Below are 20,564 nucleotides of genomic sequence, written 5' to 3' on the forward strand. Positions count from 1 at the left end.
TTGTCGAGACTGTTTTCAGGATGGATTAAGATTGTCCACCGTTGGGCGGGACCGCATGAGGATGTCGATGGCGCTGTCCGCATCGTCTGCCGTGATGCCGACATCCGGATCGATGGCTATCCGGTCGTGATGCGGAAGCGCGAAGTCGTCGTCTATGACGACATGTCGGCTTATGTGATTCGCGGCCATGTGGGCGTCTATTTCTTGTCCGCGGACGGGAAGGTCCGGATCGAGGTCGTCACCCCTGATGAAGGGGGTCCGGTCCGGACAGGATCGGGTGATGAACCCTTGGAGACCGAGATCGGAGAGCAGGTGGAGGACGTCGTCGCTTATGCGCCGTTGTGAGCTCACCACGATCATGCAACCGGTGGCTCTGCATATGTCGGCGACGTATGACGCCCTGCGCCTGACGTCGGGGTCGTCGTTTCCGTCTCCCGGTAGGATGAGGACGCCGTCTATGTCGAGATAGATCATGGTCCTTTTTCCCTTCTGTTCGTTCAGTTGCCGGCGGCGTGCTCCTCGCGATGCTTGCGGATGGAGCGTTCTTCGCCTTCCGACATTATCTCCCCGACCTTGTGCATGGACTGGTCGATCACCCATCGCGCGGTCTCGCTGAAGAGGGCCAGGACCGCGAAGATCATGAATATGAAGGCGAGCATGATCGCGCAGAGCGACATCATGCAGACATCCTTGAGTTGTTTCATGTTCCTGTTCTCCTTGGCTGGATGATAGTAGTCTTGGTCGAGGAGCACCATCCTGAAAATCAGGATACGGGATATCGCGTGCCGAAGCAGAGACGGGTCTCGTCGTCACCCCGGTTCGTCTCGAGGAAGATCGTAGAGATCTCGTTTCCACGTCCGTCCCTGTTTCTCTCGTTGCGCATTATCCCGCGCACCCTGAGTCCCCACCCGTGGAGACGCGTGTCATTCACGACCTGCTCCAGACTCTTTCCGGTGAGACTGAGGACGGTGGATTCGGGAATGGCCGGTATATTGAGCTTCAGGACCGACCCCTCGATGCTGTAGCGCGAGTTGAAGCGGCAGTTGCTGGTGATCCTGATACCCTCGTAGCACCTGCTCGAACCGATCTCGGTCTTCGCGATGGCGGAGTATGTCTGCTTGTCGTCATATTCCCAGTGGGCAGTTCCTGAGATCATGTCCTGGCCTGGCTCCGAGAGACGCTCATGTCCCTTTCGGATGAACGTAAGGGCACTTCCTGCGGGCATGCGGCGTTCGGCGAGAGCCGCTGCGATCTCGTCCCTGACCGCGTCGGCGGTGGACATGTCCTCGCCCTTGCCCTTCATCCCCTCGAGCGCGAGGACCCATGCCGTGAATCCGTCCGTCTCGATGATCTCCCCGCAGACGCAGCGTCGGAGTTCCTTCTCGTATCGGGCGGCGATACCGTCATGCCATGGGTGATACCCTTCGTCCACGCCGGGAAGCCTGAAGCACTGGGATATCTCCCATAGGGATTCCCGTGGTCTCTCGTAGTCGATTCGCAGAGGATGGACGATGTCGTCGTCGAGCTTGAGGACGTTATGACCGTTCTCGATGTCCATGGTGAAGAAGGGGACGACCGCGAGGATGCCGTTCTGGTGGAGGACCTCGAAGGGATCCTCGATGTCCTCGTGCTTCTCGACGTATCTCTGGAGTGCGCGGGCCTTCCTGTCCAGATCCGTGAGAACGTCCATGCGCGCGACTATCTGGTCACGCGTGCCGACTGATGGGCGCATGGCTGTCTCCTTTTTGGGATGGAGCGTTGAAGCGGGCGTTGCGACGCCCGGATGGATCAGACCTCGGCTTTGCCGCGGCCCTGGTAATGTGGGCGAGTGGCTGCGACGGGCTGGTAGATGTCGGGATCGGCCCCGGGCTCCCAGGGGAAGCGATGCCCGCAATCGGCATAGACGATCTGCAGCCACGTGGGTGGCGTCCCCCATTGACAGCTCAGGACCTGCGTGGCCACGAAGCTGGCGAAGGCGTCGTTGAACTTGCTCAGGGCCCCGAACTCGACGGGGACGATCTGGAGGAGTCGTCCATTGACGAGGACCGGTCGGCCTATGTCCAGGCCTTCCTCGGTGGTCATGGCCTCCTCGACTTCCCTTACCAACTGCTCCGCGCTGTGGGGATCCGCTCCGACGACGATCAGCTCCGGAATGCCCGCCTGCGTGTTGGCGACCGTGTGAGAGATGGTGGAGCGCGGCTCCAGGTCCTCATAGCCCTCCTCCAGATATTCGAGTTCGAGCAGGGTCCGGAGGGGGTGGTCCGGCGCCGCCATGGTGGTGTGCACCATGCTGTCGGGACCCTGGCTTCCGGTGAGCTCCTCCTGGAACTGCATGAGCTCGGAGAGAATTCTGCCGTCGAGATCGCCCATGGGGATCGTGATGGTGGCCTTGGCGATGGCGTGACCGTCCGTAGGGGCGTCTGGCAGGATCATGTTCTTCATCTTCCGTAATTGTCCCTCACCGGCGCTTTGCTGGCAAGGCGTTTTTCCGCTCTTTCCGAGTATTCTCACCTGCGTTTGAGGATGCAAAAAAAAGGGGATCGCCCCCAGAGCGTCTTCGCGCTCCGGGGGCGATGGGTTCAGGCGCTGACCGGGGTGTCGTCCGAATCGTCGGCCGCGATGATGACGCCGGCGATGACGGCCGCAAGAACGACGAGAGCGGTGATGGTGGGTCCGTCTCCGCCGAGATTCGAGGCATTCTCGGCCGGCGCAGCGGCACGCTCCACTGCTGCGGCGGCGATGGGGGTTGCGCCGAGCGAGAGGGCTGCGGCTACGAGCAGGATCTTCTTCATGATGGTATTCCTTCGTTGTGGTGCCGTTTATGGCTTATCTTCCGTCGAGCGGAGGATCTCTGTTCGGCTCAGTCCAGCCAGAGCGTCGAATGGTTGAAGGCCTTGGCCCGGACGGGGAGCCATGCGAGGCCCCACACCTGAACTGCACGACCCTTGTCGCTCCATAGCTCCCGTCGCCCGAGGAAGGGCACGGGTGGAGCCTCTTCCTCGCGGCTGAGGACGGCGCGACTTCGGACGACCTGCACGAGCAGGATGCCCGCGCCGATGAGCAGGAGTGCTTCCATTATCTTTTTCCCTTCGGTGTCAGATCTCTCCGGTGAAGTAGAGAACGATCAGGGATATGAAGTTCATCAGGATGTGCGCGGCGATGGGCAGGGCCAGGGATCCGCTGCGCCACCTGATCCAGCCGAACACGGCTCCGGCCACGAACAGCGGCGGTATCGCGAGAGGCTGGAAGTGGATCAGGGCGAAGACCGCCGAAGTGATGGCGATGGCATGGATCGGCGCCCTTTCGGTCTTTCCGCTCAGCTTGCGATGGATGGCCCCTTGAAGCTGGCCGCGGAACAGGATCTCCTCGAGAACCGGCGCACCGACGGCTCCTGCGAGAACTACGACGGCCAGACCCGCGTATCCGCTGTTCATGGCATTCAGGAAGAGCACGAGTTCCGGCTGTATCGGCTTCTCACCGAGTGCCGTCTGGTAGGCCATGGTGAAGAGCATGACCGCGATTATGAGTGCGATCGTCGTCATGATCGATCGCCGGCTCAGGGCATGCGGCGAGGTGCCGTCCCATGCCGGCCGCAGATGTCGACACAGATACCGAGCCCTCACGGCGATGAGGCCGGCGGCTCCCAGGAACACACCGAACATCATGGTGATGGGAGCGATCATCGGGACCGGGGTGGTCTCGCCGTTGATCTCCCTCATCGCCATCATGGGCTCCCCGCTGATGCCCGCCTGTGCCGCCCACGCGATCACGATGCCGATCAGCTGGAAGACGACCAGACCGACGATCCACAGTAGACTGGCGATGATGCCGGGATCCTTGTCGGTCGTTCCCTGCGGTATATCGTTGGTCATCATGGTCGCCATGTCTCTTCCTGTCGTGTTGTTTCCATCGGCTTTTAGGTCGGAAGCCGCCGTTATCCAAGCATTGTGGCCTCGCGTGGATCCGCGACGTAGCCGGAGAACCCCATGATGCCGGCGATCTCCTTCCTGATCCGTGCGATGTCGCCCCAATCGGATGAAGTCAGATCCGATTGGTTCCTCATCCTGTATGGCTCTGGATAGGACGCCTCGAGGGCCTTTCGCCTCTCGGACCTGTGCTTCGCTTCGTTCAGGCCCTGGAGTGATTCCGCGTCGAGAAGCTCCGGTCTCACGTCTCCGAGCCAGCGTGCCGGCTGGAACGAGGATGCGTAGCGGATCTCCATCTCCACGAGCGTGAGATAGGTGTCCCGGTTCTGATCCTGCCCCGAGGACACGTCGAGGTCGTTGATGCTTGCGAGGACGCAGAAGTTGCACGACAGACGGGTCGATCCCAGGTGGTAGGCCTCGTGCAGGGGTATTCCCTGTTCCTCATGGATGTCGAAGACGTCCTGCGTGGTCCAGTCGACGATCGGATTCCAGGTCATGCAGTCCGAGCGCTTGTGACGCTTCATCCCCGTATCGAGGGATTCGAACGGCGCCCTCGAGCGTCCGTGGCTTTCGTCCCGTCTGATCCCCATGACGCTGACCACGGGGCCATCGAGATCCTTCTTGTGCGCGCTCATGACATGGATCTTCTGCTCTGCGGTGCAGAATTTGAGCGAGGCGCTCGACCAGGGCCCTACGAGATTGACGGTCTCTCCTCTGGACCATCTCTGGATACCCAGTTCGCCCCTGCGCTCCCATCTCGCCACCATGTCCTGCGTCTTGTGTCTGACGGTCCGGAGAGGCAGCCCGAAGTGGTCCGCCAGTCGTTCGACATGAGGCATGGTGGATTTCCATTCTGACCGACCCAGATCGGAATGGAGCATGAAACGGCGTTCGGGTGGGTGTCCGATGCTGTCCAGCAGAGGCAGCGTCGCGGCGATCGCGGCGGAGGAATCCTTGCCGCCGGACACCGAAAAGACGACCCAGGCTCCTGCCCGTATGATCTCTTCCACGGCGGGAGCATCGGCGAATGCCGTGATGCTCCCGCTGCGTTTCATATCAGACGTGTCCTTCCTCGCGGTGTTCCTGCTTCTCGTGAGCGGGATCCTTGGGATGTCCGAACCCTTCGAAGATGCGTTCCATCTTCCACTTGCAGTCCCGCTTGCCCTCGAGGGTGAGGATCGAGCAGTTCGCCGGGTTCGGCTCGTTCTCGCACCATTCCCAAGGGAGATGCTTCCACTCGCGTGCGAAGCAGCGGATCGTCACCCCGTGACTGACGACGACGATATCGGAGTATCCGTCGTCCATGGCGCGGTGGATCATGCCGAAGCTGGTCCGCACGCGGTCGCAGACCCGGGCTCGTGATTCACCCATCGGCATCGGGGCGAAGAACTCGCCCTTCAGGCCGGCGTCCATGCCCTCGAACTGCGCGTGCTTCTCGTAGTGGGCGTATTCTCGCGGATAGACCTCGGCCAGCTCTTCCGTCGAATATCCGTCGAAAAGTCCGAAGGACTGCTCCCGGAGGCTGAGCGCCTCCTTCCTGACGTATTCGAGTCCCTGCTTCCTGATGCCCTCCTCCACGCCGTCCGCGGTCTGACGCGTCCGCAGGTAGGGTGAGACGAGCATGAGGACGCGGCGCCGATGGAAGCCTTCGACGCCCTCCTGGATGTGCTCCCCAAGGAAGCGGCCCGCCTTCTTGGCCTGTTCGTGTCCTTCGGGTGCCAGTTCGATAGCGTGATCGGGCTTGCGCTTGTTGACCTCCGTCGAGAGGTTCGATTCCGAGAGGCCGTGCCTCACCAGATGGATGCGATGCATCTTTTTCCTTTCCTGATGTCGTCTACGTCGGCGACATGTTCTCACTGGATCCTGTGTGTGAAGTCGCAATCCTCGAGCGCGAACTGCCTGACGGCCTGCTTGTCCTCGTCCCAGGCCTCGAGCAGCCATCCCTCTTCGGGATGCCATTCGGTGCTGCCCCATGACAGGCCGGTCGGGATCGCCTGACGGATGCCGTGTTCTCCTCGCCAGTTCGTGTATCCGAAGGCGATGCTATGCGCTGGGTCCCTATCCGGCGCCGACGAAAGGGCTTCGATGGCCTCGCGTGCGATCGCCTCCCAGTCCAGCTTCTCCTGCTCCGGACAACGGTCATAGGGAAAACGCGAGGGATTGACTTCCATGCGTCGTAGCTTCGCGTCCCTGAGCCTTGCTGCGAGCTCCTTCACGTCTGCGTCTTCCATTCTCATTCTCCCTGTTCGACGATCTCGAGCCTGTCCATCGTGAGGGCGTCGGTCGCGAATACGGCCGTTCCATCATCGTATCCCGCCTCGACCACGATGGGGCCTTCGGGGACCAGTCCGAGTGCTTGACAGATCGCCGAGACGGGGCGCCCGACGCTGCCTGTCAGGAGGCTGTGATTCACCATTGCCCTGGGCAGGTGCAGTTCGCCGTTGGACCATGTCCAATTGCGATCGTGATCCCTCATCCTGAGCATGCGGATCCCCGCCCTGGTCTCGATTTCCGTCTCTATGCGACCGTTGGGCAGTCTCATCGACCCCCGGTCGAGCATGTCATTCATGCTCTCGACTTTCCGCCAGCCGGGCTTCTTGGTGTCGAGCGCGGCGATGGCGGACGGGTCGAACGCCCTGAGATCGATCGCCTCGTTCTTGGCGGCTGTCTTGGCGAGCTGATGCGCGGCCTGTCTCGACCATGATGAGGGAAGCGGCATGCTGGAGTGGATGTCGCATTCGTCGAGTTGCTCGATCATCGCATCGATCTCGATCTCCGTCTCGACCATGTCGACCATGTCGGTGGTCATCTCGACGAGCTGATGGAGGCCGTGCGGGAATGCGATGTCCAGCGTGTACACCTTGTCCTCGTCACTGGTGATCGCGTTCCTCACGAGGTCGAACCCGTTGTCCGAGCATATCCTTCGCAGGTCTTCCTCTATCCGTGCGAAATCCCCCAGACCGGGAGTCCGAGCTGCGTTGAGATCGTGGACATACTGCCACATCTCCATGACCCACCCGCGGATGGCATCCCCATGCTCTGCATACAGGATGAAAGGATCGAAGAGATCCCGTGCCGACGAATTCATCAGTCCTTCGTGCATGGGAAGCTCCTGGCGAGGCGAATGCCCTCATCATAGCCATCGGTCTCGATCTGGACCCCGGCCCCCTTGTTGACTGCGCTTGCGATATGGATGCCGTCGAAAGGCATTGGCATGTCGACGACATCCCTGAGCGACTGCCCCCTCAGGGATGCGAGGATCGTCTCGGGAAGACGTTCGGGAAGGCAGACGTGATTTCCCAGGAACATCAGGCCGGCGGTGTTGTAGGGGCCGATGTGGACCATGCCCATTCGTTTCTTGATGATCAGTTTTCCATTCGGATGATCGCAGTCCATTGGCGTCTCCACTAGGAGTCCGCGTGTATCGAGGAATCTGGCGAGACGATCATCATTCCTCGTCTCCTCCGCATCGCGGACCTGGTCGACCCGGAGACGTGGTGTCGTTCCCTCCTCGATCGCCTTCTTCAGATCCTCGTCCGTGATCCTGACCAGATGGTTCAGGGCAAGTCTTTCGAAGGCAATCGGCCTGTCTCCGAGCCATGTCGACATTTCCGTGCAGAACGCCTGTTCGGCGTAGCCCGATGCCTGGAGATCCTGCACCGCATCTTCGCCGTCCATCATCTTGAGACTTTCGCTCATGGTGCCCAGCATCATGAGTCCTTGATTCGAAGACGACGGGTCAAAGCTGAGGATATCCTTCGTGAGGCCGTGCTCGCACAGCGCGAATGTCTTCGTCTGGCATGACCCTGTCATCCGTAGATTTATTCCGCAGGCCGCGGAGTGGGATATCAGAGATTCGGAGCATTTCTTTCCTGACGCAAGATCATCGTGAAGGATGTCGATGATCCCGGACATCCAGTTCCGCAGGCGCGGTATGTTGCTCTCGATCAACAGGTGATGGTCGAAGATCTGATGCGGTTTCAGCATTCTTCGTGCCTCCTTCCGCTTGCGGGTTCGAATGTCTCCTCGAGATGTATGATGGTCGTGCTCTCAGGGCACTCGACGTGCCGGACGGTCGCTTCCGTGAACGCGCTGCCGTATGGGTCGCCTTCCATAAGAGATGCTGCATCCCTCCCCACGATGCCGGCCATCGTCGAGGCGGGCAGACGGACCTGGGACATGATCAGGTGACCGTTCCGGTAGTAGGTTCTGCCGAGGGATGCCTGCACGAGGATCCTGCCCTGCGCGATCTTCATCCCTATGTCATCGTCGAGCTTGTCGTAGCTTTTCCCGTAGCCCATCCTTTTCTCGTAGACGGAGGCTATCTCTCGGGACACTGTGGTCCTCCATTCCTCCCCCAGTTGGGCCTCGAGGATCGCACGGGCGCAGCTGGATATGTCCAGGGCCGCGAGATCCCCAGGGGTCCACGGTCCTCCCTGACGGATGATCCTGACGAGGCGGACCAACTCCGCCCTCATGGCCTTTATGTCCGGCCTCAGGTATGTCTTCCCATGGAGGTATCCGTTGGCATCGACCGCCACGCCGCGGATGCTCTTGTTCCCTGACACGGTCTCGGGCTCCATCCCGATCGATTCCATGACGCGGAGAAGCGTCGTCCTCACGCTGTCCTTGTCGCTGACATCGAGATCGAGACCGATCTCCTTCGCGTAGGCCGTCGCCTCTTCCCGCTGCTTCAGCTTTTTCTCGCGTTTCGGGGATATCGGCTGTTCGGTCATGCCCTTCTCCCTTTTTTCAGTCTGCGCGACGCTTCATGATGGTGAGGCGGTCCCTTGCGTCGGTGCGGATGGCGATGCCGGGCTTGACTCCATTGGAAGGCTCCATGGAAAGCACCTTCAGTCCCAGTCCCCTTGTCATCGGCGTCTCGACGATATCGTCGAGTGATCTGCCCACCGATGCGAGCATGATCGTGTCTGGAAGGACCTTGTCGAGGAACAGCATATCCCCTCTAATGGTGCCCTTCTCGTGACGCTGGCCGTTTGCGCCGAGTATCCCGAGGCGCCTCACGAGATCGAAGTATCCGAATGCTGTGGCTTCCGCCTTGCGTCCGTTTCCGATGGCCGGCGTCCTGCTGTCCATTCTATCCTGGAAGACGGGGTCGCGCAGATATTCCATTCCGCGTCCTTCCTGTGGCTCTTCCATGTGCAGCTTGACGTCGAAGCTCGGTTCCTGACAATACCAGTCGAAAGAGCCGCGGCTGACGTGATCGAGTATCCGGATCGTTATCGGATCGACAGCGAAGGCCTTCCATCCTGACCGTATGAGTTCTCGTTCACCGATCGCGTGTGCGATCTTCATGCCCGGTCCCGTCCATTTGTCGGGGGCAGTGCGGCTCTCGATATCCTCGATGAGCCTGTGCATCGCATCGATGCCCTCCTGACATCCCGCTCCATCCCCCTCGAACAGGAATACGGCCCGTTCGCCGGGGCAATGCTTCAGACCGAGATCCCGGGATACATCGCCTTCGCTTTCGCTATGGCAATGAGTCGTCATCGTCATCGGGAGGCCCATCTGCATGGATCTGTCGTGGATCCTCTCCGTGACCCGGATGGAATCCCGATCGTTCCGGTGCTCCTCGAGGATGACGATCATCTCGTTCGCCCAGTCTATGAGGGATTTCCCGACCTCGTTTATCAGCGAGGACCTGTCGAATAGGAGTTCCGGGGTCATGCTGCTTGCTCCTGTGAGGGGCAAAGAAAAAGGGCCGGCGGTGCCGGCCCTTTCGGTTGTCTGGGGAAACGGGATCAGAGACCGGCGAGCGAGATGACCGGCTTGCCCTGCTGCCGTGCCATGAGGACATAGCCCTCGTCCGGGGTCATGAGCGCGATGCGGTTTCCGGCAGCGAAGATCTGCTGTCCCTCGCCGAACAGACCGTCCTGCTTGAAGACCACCTCGTTGCGTCCGCTGTCGCCGTATTTCACGACCACGGCCGACTGCTTCGAATTGGTGTACATGCGCGCGGTGTCCATTGTTCCGTCGCCGTCATAGTCGACCTGCACGGCGATGGAGAACCGATCCGGACGGTAGTTCGGATTTTCGGTGTTCTCGAGCATGTATTCCTGCGTGACGACGCGCCATGGATCCTTGGCCGGATCGATGGTCCCGATGTCACCGAGATAGGCGCCCTGCGTCTCGGAGAGCGTCTCGTTCGCGAGATCCTTGGCCTGTGCAGCGTAGATCGCCTGGACCTCGTTGCCCATGTCGGTCGAATTCTGCGCAGCGGCCATGGTCGGGATCATCCCGAAGGCTGCGGCGGCGATGACGATGATCTTCTTCATTGGGATTTTCCTTCCAACTTCCCTTCTATGCAATGGAGGCCATTAACGCAGGGATAATGGACCGCTCATCACTTCGGGTCGTATTCGATGTGGATGTGGTTGGACGGGTTGTTCGTTCCGTAGTTCTCCCACATCACGTCATAGTTCGCACCGAGTGCGGCCTTCAGCGAGACCGCCCACTTGAGACAGCTGTTGACCGAATAGCCGTTGGCGGTGTTGCACCGGATATCGATCGCCCGCCCGCTGTTGTGGAGAGAAGACCCGCCGCGGTCGTCCTGTCCGGAGGTCATGACCGCATCGAGACCCATCATCCTTCCGGTGATGTTGATCTCGTCGATTATCATGACGATCGAGGAATGGAGGCCACCGAGCTTGTTCACTTCGGTGTTCTTCACGGCCATCCTCTGGCCACCGATCGTCCTGATGCTCGTGCCGGCCGGATTGCGCGGTTGTGGGTAGCTCTTCACCTCGCGCAGGTTCTGCATCGAGTATCCGCGCGTCAGCTGCGCCACGTGGAAGCGGCCGCTCACCCTGACGTTGTTCGGATCGGGATTGCGTAGATACTGACCGGCGGAGAGTTCGTTGCCTCCTCCGGTGGAGGGCGGGGTGGGCGTGGGAGTGGGATTCGGAGTGGGAGAGGGCGGGACGGGCTGCACCACGGGATTTCCGGTGAAGACCGGATCCGGCTGATCCGGATCACCTGTTCCCGGTTCTCCGGGGGTTCCAGGCTGTGCAGGGCCTCCTGACCCGCCACCAGCATCGGTTCCGGGATTGCTCGACGCCGGAGGGTCGATGCCCATGTCCGACATGATCTGGGCGCACTCCTCGTCGGTCGGCATCGGCAATGCCTGCGCGTGCGCCAGCGACGGAAGACCGATCGCGAGCGTGAATGCCGAGGCCCTCATGAGCCATTGTGTCCTGGAGGATTTCATCGAGCGCCTCGCCTCTACCTTTGATACAGACGATCCTTATAGGATGCATTTTCGATTCGATGAAAGATATTTTCAGGATGAACTGCGATCTTTCATGAGACGCAGGGCATCGGGACGCCGCAAAAGCCCCGTCCTCCGCTCCGATTCTGCTGGAAGGGGAACGGAAAGCACCGGTCCCGGTCCAGGGCGGAGATCGCATCCTATCTCCCTTCCCCATCCGAATCCGGAACTGCCCTCATGGGCGCGATCGATAATCGCCTCGCTTCCCCGCAGGAGCCAGTGATCCATCAGGGAGTCCAGCCGCCGGCCTGCCATTCTCGGCATTGCAGTGCGTAGGGTTTCCGGGAGGCGGTGTCCGGTGAGGACCACGGAATGGTCGTCCCATTGGATCCTCTCGACGGATTGGTCATCGGGTATGATTGCGGCATTGGCGAAGACCCTGTGTCCTATGGATCTGATGTTTAGATCGATCCGGTTGCCCTTACCGGTGATCTTTATCGTCGGTTTCCAGTCGAGGACGTATCCGATCGTCTCGGCGTCCGTCCACATGCCCCATGCGGCAAGAGCTCCGGCGAGATCATCGGGAGACGCCTTTTCGTATTCCTCTCTGCTGCATTCCCAGAAATCATCGAAGGCCGTCGCCTCACTCCAGTCATGGTGGGTCCTGTTCCTCAGGACCGCGACCAGTGCCCGCGCGGAAACGGGGGAGAATCCCACGGGGATGCTGCGTTCCCTCCCGGCTCCGAACTCGAGTGCGATGCGGGTGTTGACGGCGTGCTCCAGGAGTCCTTCGGTCTGCTCTAATATCTCGGAACCGTCGATGAGGTCGCCCCAGGGGGCGGTGTCCATGCGCGCCGGGTAGAGGACCACCTGCTCTTCCAGCGCGTCGAGCCGCAGATGGATCTTCGCATAGAGCGCTTCATTGGTCTCCAACATGCGGAGACTCTGCCATCCGAGCGGAGATTCGAGCGTGAAGAGATAGCGTGGAATCCTCTTCTGAGCGGTTCCCTCGTTGGCGCCGGGTATTACGATTACCTTCCCGCCTATGGCGTCGAGCATCCACTTGATGGCGGTCAACGATGCGGCCGGGCTCGTCCGATTGTCACGCCTGTCCTGCCATCGCTGCGTGAAGGACCGCATCCGCGCGATCATCCCGACGGCGATGGCGCGTGTCTCCTGCTCAAGGAGCAGGGCGTCCATCTCATGGGTGTCGCGCGGTTGTTCCATGGGTTGTCCTTCTACATGACGAGACGCGCGCCGAGGGACTCGAGTATTCCCCGTGCCTCCTCGATGTCGGGGTGATCCGAATTGCGCAGTCCGAGATTCCGACCGAGCCACTGGATGTCCCTTTCGTCGGCGATCTTCGCCTTCTCGTTCGGGACATCCATGTTCGTCAGCAGGGTGCGCAGTCTGTCCATGTCTGCCATGGTGTTTTCCTTCATCCTTGTTCGATCAGCTCCTTGAGCCGCGTATTGCGCAGATTTCCGTCGTCGAAGGAGACAGCCTGTCGTATGGCGCGCTTCTGGCCGATCACGTAGCAGCGCAGCTTCGCCCGGGTGATACCCGTGTTCAGCAGGGTGCGACGCAGCAGCTTCCAGTGCGATGTGGTCATGGGCATGACGACGACGTCGTATTCCGAGCCCTGTGCCTTGTGGACGGTCAGGGCCCATGCGAGAGCGAGTTCGCTCATCTGACCGCTCGTGTAGTCGAGGCGTCGCGGACCCGAGGGGGTCTCGATCTCGACGGTGGCGACCTGGTCCTTGCCCCGGCCCCGGATGGCCACGATCTTGCCGACGTCGCCGTTGAAGACATCGCGGCCGTCGCAGTTCTCGAGCTGGATCACTTCGTCACCGACATGGGCAGGCGCTCCGCCAGCGAGGCGGACGAGGGGATCGCTTTCCGTCGACTCGATGGCGAGACGTTCGTTGAGGGCGCTGGTGCCGGCTTCCGAGGCATGACCGGGCGTCAGGATCTGCACCTTGTTGCCCTGCGAGGTCTCCTTCAGGAAGATGCGTTCGACCTCCTTGGCGATGTCCTCGTTGTCGCGCTTCTCGATGAAGATGAGATCGTGACCCCATTCGGGCATGCGCCCCTCGCAGATCGCATCGGCACCGGCAGCGATAGCGGAGCCCTCCGTCTGACGCCTGTTCTCGGTCAGCTCCACGGTCGGGACGTTGCCTGCCGCGACGAGATCACCGAACACCCGGCCAGGACCGACCGATGCGATCTGGCGGGCATCACCGATGAAGAGGATCTGTGCCTCGCCCCATGCGCGACTGAACGCACCTGCGAGGTAGATGTCCAGCATGGAGGTCTCGTCGATGGCAATGGCGTCGGCCTCGATCGGGTTCTCGTCGTTGTGCGTGAAACGCCCGTCGCTGCTGCCAAGCATCCGGTGCATGGTCTGCGCCCGGACGCCGGTCTTCTCCCGCATGCGTTGTGCGGCCTTGCCGGTCGGAGATCCGAGGTCGATCTTGCGCCCGAGCTCCTTCCAGCACCGCACGATGATGTCGAGCACCGTGGTCTTCCCGCGGCCGGGACCGCCCGTGATCACGCATAGCGGCTCGATCACGGCCATGATCGCCGCTTCGCGCTGGAGTTCGTTGAGTTCGATGCCGACTTCGCGTTGCTTGCGATCGACGATCTCCTCCGCCTCCTCTCGGGTGGCGAGCTTTTCGCAGGCGAGCTTGGCCAGGATCGCCCGTGCGACATCCGTCTCCTTCCAAGAGAGCTTCTGCAGGGCCCACCCCTTCTGGCCATTGACGTCGACGATGACAGCGCCGCCGCATGCACCCTGATCGAAACTGCGTGCGATCAGGGAGGCAGGCAGATCCGTGAGTGAACTCGTCTGCTGGACGATGTCGTTGACAGGCATCCAGCTGTGACCCTCGTCCTCCGCCTGTCTCAGGACGTCGCGGGCCGCCGCCATGATCCGATGGTCGCTTTCCTTGTTCATTCCGGCGTTGGCGGCGATCTGGTCCGCAGTCCGGAAGGCGATGCCCTCTACTTCCATGATCAGACGGTAGGGATCCTTCTCGATCACGCGCCCCGTCTCCGTTCCGAAGGTCTCGTAGATCTTGACACGTGTCTGTCGCCCGATGCCCAGTTCGGTGAGCTTGGGCCCGAACTTCGCTTCGCCGTAGCGCGAGGTCAGGGCCGCACGCACGGCATCGTAGCGCTTGGCGAGGAGTTCCTTGGCCAGCGGATCCCCGCGCACGATGCGTTCGACCGCATTCTCTCCGAGCCTGTCCGCGATGGCGGCTGCGCGGGCCTTCCCGATGCCTTCGATGCCCGCCTCGGAGATCCATTTCGCGAGAGCCTCGGTCGAATCGAGCGGAGCGCTGATGACGCGCGCGTCGAACGCCTGGAGCTGGCTGCCGAAGCGGGGGTGGTTGGTCAGGCGCCCCTTCACCTCGAGCTTGTCGCCGATGCCGAAGCCGACGAGGACACCGCGGCCCTTGATTGACATCTTCGATCCGTCGGCGAGTCGCAGCGAGAGGATCGCGAAACCGTCCGAGGTCGGGCCGGAGATGTAGCGCTCCACCTTGCCGGTGTAGGTCTTCGTGGCGGTGGCTGGGTTCGTCTTTCGGACTGCCTGGCTCATCGTCTTTTTCCTTCTTCGATCTGAATGCTGTTTCCACTTCCCTCAGGAAGCGGTTCCGGCCATTTCCGCCATGTCGGCGGTGTGGGCTCGAGTATGATTCTGGTGCCGTTCGGCAGGTGCTCCACGGTCTCTGCCCTGATTTTCCCTTCTCCGAGGATGGTCCGTCCGAGACACCTTTCGACTCCTCTTCCCGTCATGCCCAGAGCGAGAGACGCGGGGATCTGCGCGAGCAGCGTGATTGCCTGGGTCGCGTTGTATGGGCCGAGCACGGCCCGGCCCAGTGCGCTACCGAAGGTCGCGATGGGCATGCCGACCCTGTTGCCCGTGAGGCTCACTGTGCCTTCGAGCGGCAAGCGGACGCCATCGGGGATGAGAAGGGACGTATCGGTATCGAGGGATATCCGCCCGCCCCTTCCGAACCGGGCCACGTCGAGAGCCCGTCGGTGAAGAGCGGCGAGCATGTAGGCCTCGTCGATTCCCGCTTCTATGATGATTGTATCGAGGAGGCCCGTCATCACGAACGTGCCTCCTGCCCTCATAGGGGCTCTCCCTTCCATCGATGGAGCCGCCGGAAGGCTTCGTCCGGATGTGTCCTGACGTGGCTCCAAGCGGAACGATGGCATTCGAGACCGGCATTGCTGTAGGCGCTCTCGTCCAGGTTGAGGACCGGGTTCATTCCGTCCCTCAGGCATCTCTCGATGACGAGCTCCATACCCAGCCCCCTTCCTCGATGCGGCTCGTCCACGACGAGATCGCATGACAGGTAGCCTCCCGCGATGTCTCCTCGCGGGCAGATCAGCAGGACGCCGGCCGGGACGTCCCGGAAGCTGTATCCGGGCTCGAAGAGCGAAGGATACGACGCATCGCCGTCATCGGCGATTATGTCCTCCGGTGCGTATCGGGAGAAATCCTCAAGCAGCTGTGAGAGGCTCTTGGCGAAGATGTCGTCAATATCGAGGCGTCCTTCCTCCCCTTCGAGGAATTCGTCTTCGGAGAGGTCGAAGGGCTCCGGGAATCCAGTCATTTTCCTCCCCTTTCATGATGTTCGCTGGCGATTGCGGTCGCAAAAAAAGGAGGTTCCCCTCCTTCAGTGGTATGCTTCCACGGCGACGAGGCTTCTGTGGTCTTCCGCCGTGGTCCTTATCGTGATCTCATCCTCATCCGTTGATATGGAGGTGATCTTCACGCCCAGGCCGGTGGCGGGGTGGTTCTCGATGAGGTGCTCGATGGGTCTTCCGACCATGGCGCTCCGTATCGTGTCCGGAATGCGCTGCTTGAGATGTATGCGTCCCTCGTGCTCGCCGTATCGGCCCATGTCGCTGAGGATCAGGTTCCCGATGCGCCTGGCACCTTCGAAGGGCAGTGTATCGGACTGGATCCGCCCCTTCATGAGCTTCGCGAAAGAGGTGCACCTATCCGTTGGTTCCCTGCTCGCCATGTCGATTGTGCATGCCCCGATGACGAGTGGGTCGACGAGCATCACGTAGCTCGCACTGTCGCGCAGGGCAGGCAGGCAATGCCTTATCCGGGCTTCGTGCCTGTCGATCGCGTCGGCGATATCGAACGCCAGTCTCTCCATCTGCTGCCGGGACGTGGGGGTTGTCACACCGTCAAGGCTCCCTCGCAGTACGTCGAGATTCCATCTCTTCCTTTCCGAGGCTTCCATCAAAGCGCGGCACTGTCTTTCCATGTTGACCTTGTCCGAGATGCCTCCGGCCTCCTGCTTCAGGAGCGGTGTCACCCCGTCTCTCACCTCGATGGTGTGTCCGGCTACGCCGATGGCGAGCCCGGTGTCCGCACGTATGCTTCCGAGTTCCTTCCACATCTCCTCGGAGATGTCTTTGAAGCGTCTCCCGTCATTGTCGCCCTTGTAGGCGCCCCATAGGGATATGACGGCCCTGCACACCCTCTCGATCTGGTCAGTCCTCCGCCCGACCTTTCCCGACGGCCCGTGTTCGCTCCATGGGATCATGGTCGTTCTCCGTTGGGATATGGTGGGGGCCTGAGTTCGATCAGCTGTCGGGGTTGCCAGGCATCGGTGTGGAGATGGAGCAGGCCACTCTGGTGATGCGTCATCCTCGTGACGTTGATGTCGAGGGATCTGCATCCTTCGAAATCCAGGAGCTCGGCTAGGCCTACGTTCCTGCGCAGCGTGATGCTGTCGGGGATGCGCGCATCTATCGGGACGATGTCCTCGCGAACGTCTCCGTCCCTGTCGACATGGAGAAGGTTCATGGTCCTCTGAACTCCCAGGAGAGAAAGAGCCCTCCTTGACCATCTGTCCTTCTGCTGGGACAGCCTCTCCTCGGCCATGCGGACGAGGATCTGGATGGTTCTGTTCCTCACGCTGCGCCCCGTTGCGCGCGCCAGGACGAGGACGGCCATCCTGTCCGCCAGGAAGACATCGTTCCTTTCATGGTGCCGTGCGATCCCGTGGAGTGCCAGACACAGGCTCGTGGCCGCTGCCGCTTGCCTCCTCTCGTCAGCCCACTGCGTCACGGGAACACGACCTCGTCCGATCGCCTCGGCCGCCTTCGTGAACCGGTGCTGCATCTGGATGCAGCCTGCTTCGCTCTTGGGCATTCTCAACGTGAACACCTCCTTGTCGGGAAGGTGGACATGGAGGTAGGCGCTCTTCTCTCCGTTGTTGAAGTGCGAACTGACCCCTCCCATCGCTTTGGTCAGATCCTCACGGATCCGCGCGATGCTCGGAAAGTCGTGCCAGTATCCGTGGAGGAAGCGATTGATCAGGAGAACCACTTCGTCCAGTTCACGGTGATATCTCTCGTATCTTCCGGCCGGGAGCAGATGATCGATATCGTTCATCCGGAATTCTCCATGTTCATCACCATGGCTGTCAGCCTGGCGCGTCCGCAGGCGTCCGTCCGGATGCCGCTCACATTACCTTGCGATGTCGAATAGGTCTCCACGCGCTCGATCATGAGACCCAGGCCATCTGTCATGGGATGCTGGATGGCCTGCCTGAGTGGTTTGTCGGTGTATCCCGCCGCCTGGGTCTTGGTCATCTCGAAGCGGAGCTTGACCGTGCCATCGGTGATGTAGTCAATCTGGGATCCGCCGAAGAATGACACGACCGAACGGGCGGAACCGTTCTCGATCGTTATGGCTATGCTGCGGAGATCCGGGATGTCGCTCCCGTTGATCTGGTATTCCTCTCGCAGCAACGGACCATCGCCATGTTCCGTTACGATGCGCTGGAGGGTCCTTCTGGCCTTCTTGAGGTTGTCGGCCTCGTTTCCCCTGAGGGCACCGGCGAGGACGGCGTCATCCAGTATCACGTTGCGTCCCTCGTCCTCGCGGTCCTCCCTGGCTTCATGTATGAAGGCGAGCAGACGCAAGGTGATCGGATCGACGTCGAGGGTCAGGTATCGTGTACCTGGGGCCTGTCCCCTCTTCTCGCGCTCCAGCGCCCAGGCCATCATGGCCAGTTCCTTCACCTGACCGGCGGCGCGTTCGAAGTCGCCGTCGGGGGTCTCGCCCTCTTCCCACTTCGAGAGGATCCTGGCGATCTCCTCGTGGGTGGTGATCAGGGCCTCCGTGGAGGTGTAGTAGAGGATCTGCGGATCGGGGCTGATGTCACTGGCGTATCCGGCTTCGTAGTGCCAGGCATTCCCCTCCTGATTCAGCCTGCTGACTAGCCTTTCCAGGCTGCCACCCTCGTTTGCGAGTTCGAGCGTGCGTGTCACGCATTCCCCGATCTGGCGCATGTGGGCACGCAATCGTGCCGCATGTCCTAGTCGAGGCATGGTGGCTATGCTCATCTCCTGTCTTGCCTGAGGATATCCGTATCATGGATCGGCGCATCGGGTGCTCCGTCCTTTTTCCGTTTCTCATCCCTTCTCGTATTCGAGGACGATGAGGGGTATGGGGATGTATCTCGTGGTCGTCGCCTTGCTTCCCCGGATGACGGCATCCGAGAGGAAGGGGGCGACGTCATCGGGAAGCGATATGACATCCGCTATGCGTTTGCCATGCAGATTCCCTTCCACGAAGAACGTATCGGGCATGGTGAGACCGGTTATCGTGACACTCGATTGGATGCCTAAGGCCGAGATTGTCTCCTGCCAGGCCATCCGGTCTCGTGACATGCGGATGTGTCGACGAAAGGTGCTGTTCCGATATCGGATCCCCCAACCATCGGCGAAGAAGTCGGCCTTCGCGTCTTCCATGCTGCGACCTGTGTTCTCGATGATCGTCCGCAGGTAGGCGCTGAGGGCGGTCTCGGGTATCATTTTTCGTCGTTCGACGAGCGGTATGCGGCATCGATCTGCCGCCGGGTGACGATGCCCTCGATCAGGAAGTCAGCCTGTTCGTCTCGCCGATCGAAGCGGACGATGATGTCGTCGATCAGCTCCTTGCGCGTCTCCTCGGAGAGATGCGGGATGTTCGATATGCTGTTGAGACGTTGCCGGAACTCTTCCTTGTATGCCTCGTCGCCGAGTTTCTCGATGTATTTCGCGTTCTTGTTCATTGCGACCGCCTTGATGTCCGTTGTCGATGCGAGATCGCGGGGGAGCCGATCGGCTCCCCCGCGTGATGCTCACAGATCGATCTTGATCAGCGGGCCGTCCATGGCCTCGTCGCTGATCTCGGCCGAGTGCTTGGAGAAGTTCTTGCTGATGTCCTTCTCCGGCACGTTGTGCTCGCGAAGACGCTTGAGCATGACCTCGATGATCGCCGGCTTCATCTCCTGGAAGGGAAGCTTGTTCTTCGACTCCGGGAAGGCGTCCATCAGCATGGTGATGTCCTTGCCCGTCTCGACGTCCTTGGGATAGGCCATCATCGAATAGGTCAGCGCGTAGAGCTGCGAGATGTCCTTCGGCCACAGCTGGCTGAGATCCTTGCCCTTCTTCGCGGCCTCGATGATGTCGAACAGTGCGGTCATCTTCGTCACGATGTCGAAGGTGGCCATGAACTGCTTGGCGATGCCGGTGCCGACCTTGCCGGAGACCATGGTCTCGAGCGCGTCGCGCTTGGCGTCGTCGGTGTAGTCCGCCGGGTTCTGCATGATGGAGCGCTCCTGCACCGAGACGTGCTCCCAGCTGCGCGGATTTCCGTAGAGGTCCTGCTTGGCCTGCAGGGCCTCCTCGGTCATGCAGAACTGGCCCATGTTGTTCTTCAGGTAGGCGACGACCGTCGGCGTGATGTTGGCGCCGGGGGCGTAGTCGTGCATCCAGCTGGTGAAGTCGGCCACGATCCGCATGGTGTTGAAGCGGGTCCGGGTGGCGTTGTCGAGCTCGAACACCATGGTTCCGGTCTCGGACTCGTTGCCGCCTGCCATGACCAGGCAGTTGTCAGGCAACTGGCGACCGTTGAGTTCGCGATCGAGGAAGACCCCGAAGAGCGGCTTGCGAACGCGGTCGTCGGCCGAGGCGAGCTCGTCGAAGAAGAGGATCGTTCCGTCGTAGGGCTTGCCTTCCTCGTTCAGTCGTTCGTTGCCCTCGGAATCGAGCACCTTGCCGTCCGGACTGGGAAGCCAGTAGGGCGCGAACCAGTCGGTCGTGTGCGTTTCCATGTTGGGCATGCGGATGCCGCCGGCGTCGTCCGGGCTCATCTGGTTGGCGCGGATGTCTTCCATGTAGTAGTTGAGCGCCTTGGCGATGCGCTTCGCGATGGAGGACTTGCCGACGCCCGGCTCGCCCTCGAGATAGTGCGACTGGATGTGGACGGACTTGTCCTCCTTGCGCAGGCGCATGTTGCCCAGGAACATGTAGGTGATCTGGTTGATCGCCTTGCCGGGGACGATGTTGCGTGCGTTGATCGTCATTCTTTTTTCCTTCCTGAT

The 20,564-nt window shown here is 61.0% G+C and carries 27 protein-coding genes; all 27 read right to left on the reverse strand.

What is annotated here, in order from left to right; genetic code table 11:
* Positions 1-15: 15 nt before the first annotated feature.
* Positions 16-474 (reverse strand): HAD domain-containing protein, encoded by a 459-nt coding sequence (locus Q0602_RS09495; protein WP_298842071.1) that lies wholly within the window; start codon positions 472-474, stop codon positions 16-18.
* 23 nt (positions 475-497) lie between these two features.
* A complete protein-coding gene (locus Q0602_RS09500; RefSeq protein ID WP_298842072.1) occupies positions 498-704 on the reverse strand; it encodes a hypothetical protein in 207 nt (68 codons plus the stop codon).
* A 59-nt stretch (positions 705-763) separates the two neighbouring features.
* Positions 764-1,732 carry a hypothetical protein gene (locus tag Q0602_RS09505; RefSeq protein ID WP_298842073.1) on the reverse strand — a complete coding sequence of 323 codons (969 nt, stop codon included), beginning with the start codon at positions 1,730-1,732 and terminating at the stop codon, positions 764-766.
* Positions 1,733-1,788: 56 nt separating this feature from the next.
* Positions 1,789-2,442 (reverse strand): DUF4262 domain-containing protein, encoded by a 654-nt coding sequence (locus tag Q0602_RS09510; RefSeq protein ID WP_298842074.1) that lies wholly within the window; start codon positions 2,440-2,442, stop codon positions 1,789-1,791.
* 137 nt (positions 2,443-2,579) lie between these two features.
* Positions 2,580-2,792 (reverse strand): hypothetical protein, encoded by a 213-nt coding sequence (locus tag Q0602_RS09515; protein WP_298842079.1) that lies wholly within the window; start codon positions 2,790-2,792, stop codon positions 2,580-2,582.
* A 68-nt stretch (positions 2,793-2,860) separates the two neighbouring features.
* A complete protein-coding gene (locus tag Q0602_RS09520) occupies positions 2,861-3,076 on the reverse strand; it encodes a hypothetical protein (RefSeq protein WP_298842081.1) in 216 nt (71 codons plus the stop codon).
* A gap of 19 nt (positions 3,077-3,095) precedes the next feature.
* On the reverse strand, positions 3,096-3,884 hold the full coding sequence (locus tag Q0602_RS09525; RefSeq protein WP_298842083.1) for a CPBP family intramembrane glutamic endopeptidase: 789 nt from the start codon (positions 3,882-3,884) through the stop codon (positions 3,096-3,098).
* A 50-nt stretch (positions 3,885-3,934) separates the two neighbouring features.
* Positions 3,935-4,981 carry a phosphoadenosine phosphosulfate reductase family protein gene (locus Q0602_RS09530; protein ID WP_298842086.1) on the reverse strand — a complete coding sequence of 349 codons (1,047 nt, stop codon included), beginning with the start codon at positions 4,979-4,981 and terminating at the stop codon, positions 3,935-3,937.
* Between the two features lies 1 nt (position 4,982).
* On the reverse strand, positions 4,983-5,738 hold the full coding sequence (locus Q0602_RS09535) for a phosphoglycerate mutase family protein (RefSeq protein WP_298842088.1): 756 nt from the start codon (positions 5,736-5,738) through the stop codon (positions 4,983-4,985).
* Positions 5,739-5,779: 41 nt separating this feature from the next.
* Complete coding sequence (locus tag Q0602_RS09540) at positions 5,780-6,157, reverse strand: hypothetical protein (RefSeq protein ID WP_298842090.1); 378 nt, start codon at positions 6,155-6,157, stop codon at positions 5,780-5,782.
* 2 nt (positions 6,158-6,159) lie between these two features.
* Positions 6,160-7,029: a hypothetical protein gene (locus Q0602_RS09545; protein ID WP_298842095.1), complete on the reverse strand. Its 870-nt coding sequence runs from the start codon at positions 7,027-7,029 to the stop codon at positions 6,160-6,162.
* Complete coding sequence (locus Q0602_RS09550; protein ID WP_298842100.1) at positions 7,014-7,841, reverse strand: hypothetical protein; 828 nt, start codon at positions 7,839-7,841, stop codon at positions 7,014-7,016. Before Q0602_RS09550 ends, Q0602_RS09545 begins: the two co-directional genes overlap by 16 nt.
* A 65-nt stretch (positions 7,842-7,906) precedes the next feature.
* A complete protein-coding gene (locus Q0602_RS09555) occupies positions 7,907-8,662 on the reverse strand; it encodes a hypothetical protein (RefSeq protein ID WP_298842103.1) in 756 nt (251 codons plus the stop codon).
* 16 nt (positions 8,663-8,678) lie between these two features.
* Positions 8,679-9,614, reverse strand: coding sequence for a hypothetical protein (locus tag Q0602_RS09560; RefSeq protein ID WP_298842106.1), 936 nt, complete (start codon positions 9,612-9,614; stop codon positions 8,679-8,681).
* 74 nt (positions 9,615-9,688) lie between these two features.
* Positions 9,689-10,222 (reverse strand): hypothetical protein, encoded by a 534-nt coding sequence (locus Q0602_RS09565; protein WP_298842109.1) that lies wholly within the window; start codon positions 10,220-10,222, stop codon positions 9,689-9,691.
* A 68-nt stretch (positions 10,223-10,290) separates the two neighbouring features.
* On the reverse strand, positions 10,291-11,127 hold the full coding sequence (locus tag Q0602_RS09570) for a hypothetical protein (protein WP_298842112.1): 837 nt from the start codon (positions 11,125-11,127) through the stop codon (positions 10,291-10,293).
* 99 nt (positions 11,128-11,226) lie between these two features.
* Entirely contained in the window at positions 11,227-12,381 is a 1,155-nt protein-coding gene (locus tag Q0602_RS09575; protein WP_298842115.1) for a hypothetical protein, read from the reverse strand.
* An 11-nt stretch (positions 12,382-12,392) separates the two neighbouring features.
* Positions 12,393-12,581 (reverse strand): hypothetical protein, encoded by a 189-nt coding sequence (locus Q0602_RS09580; protein ID WP_298842119.1) that lies wholly within the window; start codon positions 12,579-12,581, stop codon positions 12,393-12,395.
* A gap of 11 nt (positions 12,582-12,592) precedes the next feature.
* Positions 12,593-14,758 carry an AAA family ATPase gene (locus Q0602_RS09585; RefSeq protein WP_298842122.1) on the reverse strand — a complete coding sequence of 722 codons (2,166 nt, stop codon included), beginning with the start codon at positions 14,756-14,758 and terminating at the stop codon, positions 12,593-12,595.
* On the reverse strand, positions 14,755-15,297 hold the full coding sequence (locus Q0602_RS09590) for a hypothetical protein (protein ID WP_298842125.1): 543 nt from the start codon (positions 15,295-15,297) through the stop codon (positions 14,755-14,757). Before Q0602_RS09590 ends, Q0602_RS09585 begins: the two co-directional genes overlap by 4 nt.
* The gene (locus Q0602_RS09595) at positions 15,294-15,782 is read right to left on the reverse strand and encodes a GNAT family N-acetyltransferase (RefSeq protein WP_298842128.1); all 489 of its coding nucleotides are present in this window, start codon (positions 15,780-15,782) and stop codon (positions 15,294-15,296) included. The genes Q0602_RS09590 and Q0602_RS09595 overlap by 4 nt, the downstream gene beginning before the upstream one ends.
* Before the next feature lie 63 nt (positions 15,783-15,845).
* A complete protein-coding gene (locus Q0602_RS09600) occupies positions 15,846-16,730 on the reverse strand; it encodes a hypothetical protein (RefSeq protein WP_298842131.1) in 885 nt (294 codons plus the stop codon).
* Complete coding sequence (locus Q0602_RS09605) at positions 16,727-17,584, reverse strand: hypothetical protein (RefSeq protein WP_298842134.1); 858 nt, start codon at positions 17,582-17,584, stop codon at positions 16,727-16,729. Before Q0602_RS09605 ends, Q0602_RS09600 begins: the two co-directional genes overlap by 4 nt.
* Positions 17,581-18,525 (reverse strand): hypothetical protein, encoded by a 945-nt coding sequence (locus Q0602_RS09610; protein ID WP_298842138.1) that lies wholly within the window; start codon positions 18,523-18,525, stop codon positions 17,581-17,583. Before Q0602_RS09610 ends, Q0602_RS09605 begins: the two co-directional genes overlap by 4 nt.
* Before the next feature lie 84 nt (positions 18,526-18,609).
* Positions 18,610-18,852, reverse strand: coding sequence for a hypothetical protein (locus tag Q0602_RS09615; protein ID WP_298842141.1), 243 nt, complete (start codon positions 18,850-18,852; stop codon positions 18,610-18,612).
* A 155-nt stretch (positions 18,853-19,007) separates the two neighbouring features.
* Positions 19,008-19,250, reverse strand: coding sequence for a hypothetical protein (locus Q0602_RS09620; protein ID WP_298842144.1), 243 nt, complete (start codon positions 19,248-19,250; stop codon positions 19,008-19,010).
* Positions 19,251-19,319: 69 nt separating this feature from the next.
* Positions 19,320-20,546, reverse strand: a complete 1,227-nt coding sequence (locus tag Q0602_RS09625; RefSeq protein WP_298842147.1) for an AAA family ATPase — start codon at positions 20,544-20,546, stop codon at positions 19,320-19,322.
* Positions 20,547-20,564: the final 18 nt, after the last annotated feature.

Origin of the sequence: uncultured Salinicola sp., from assembly GCF_937921195.1 — a bacterium.
GTDB lineage: Bacteria > Pseudomonadota > Gammaproteobacteria > Pseudomonadales > Halomonadaceae > Salinicola.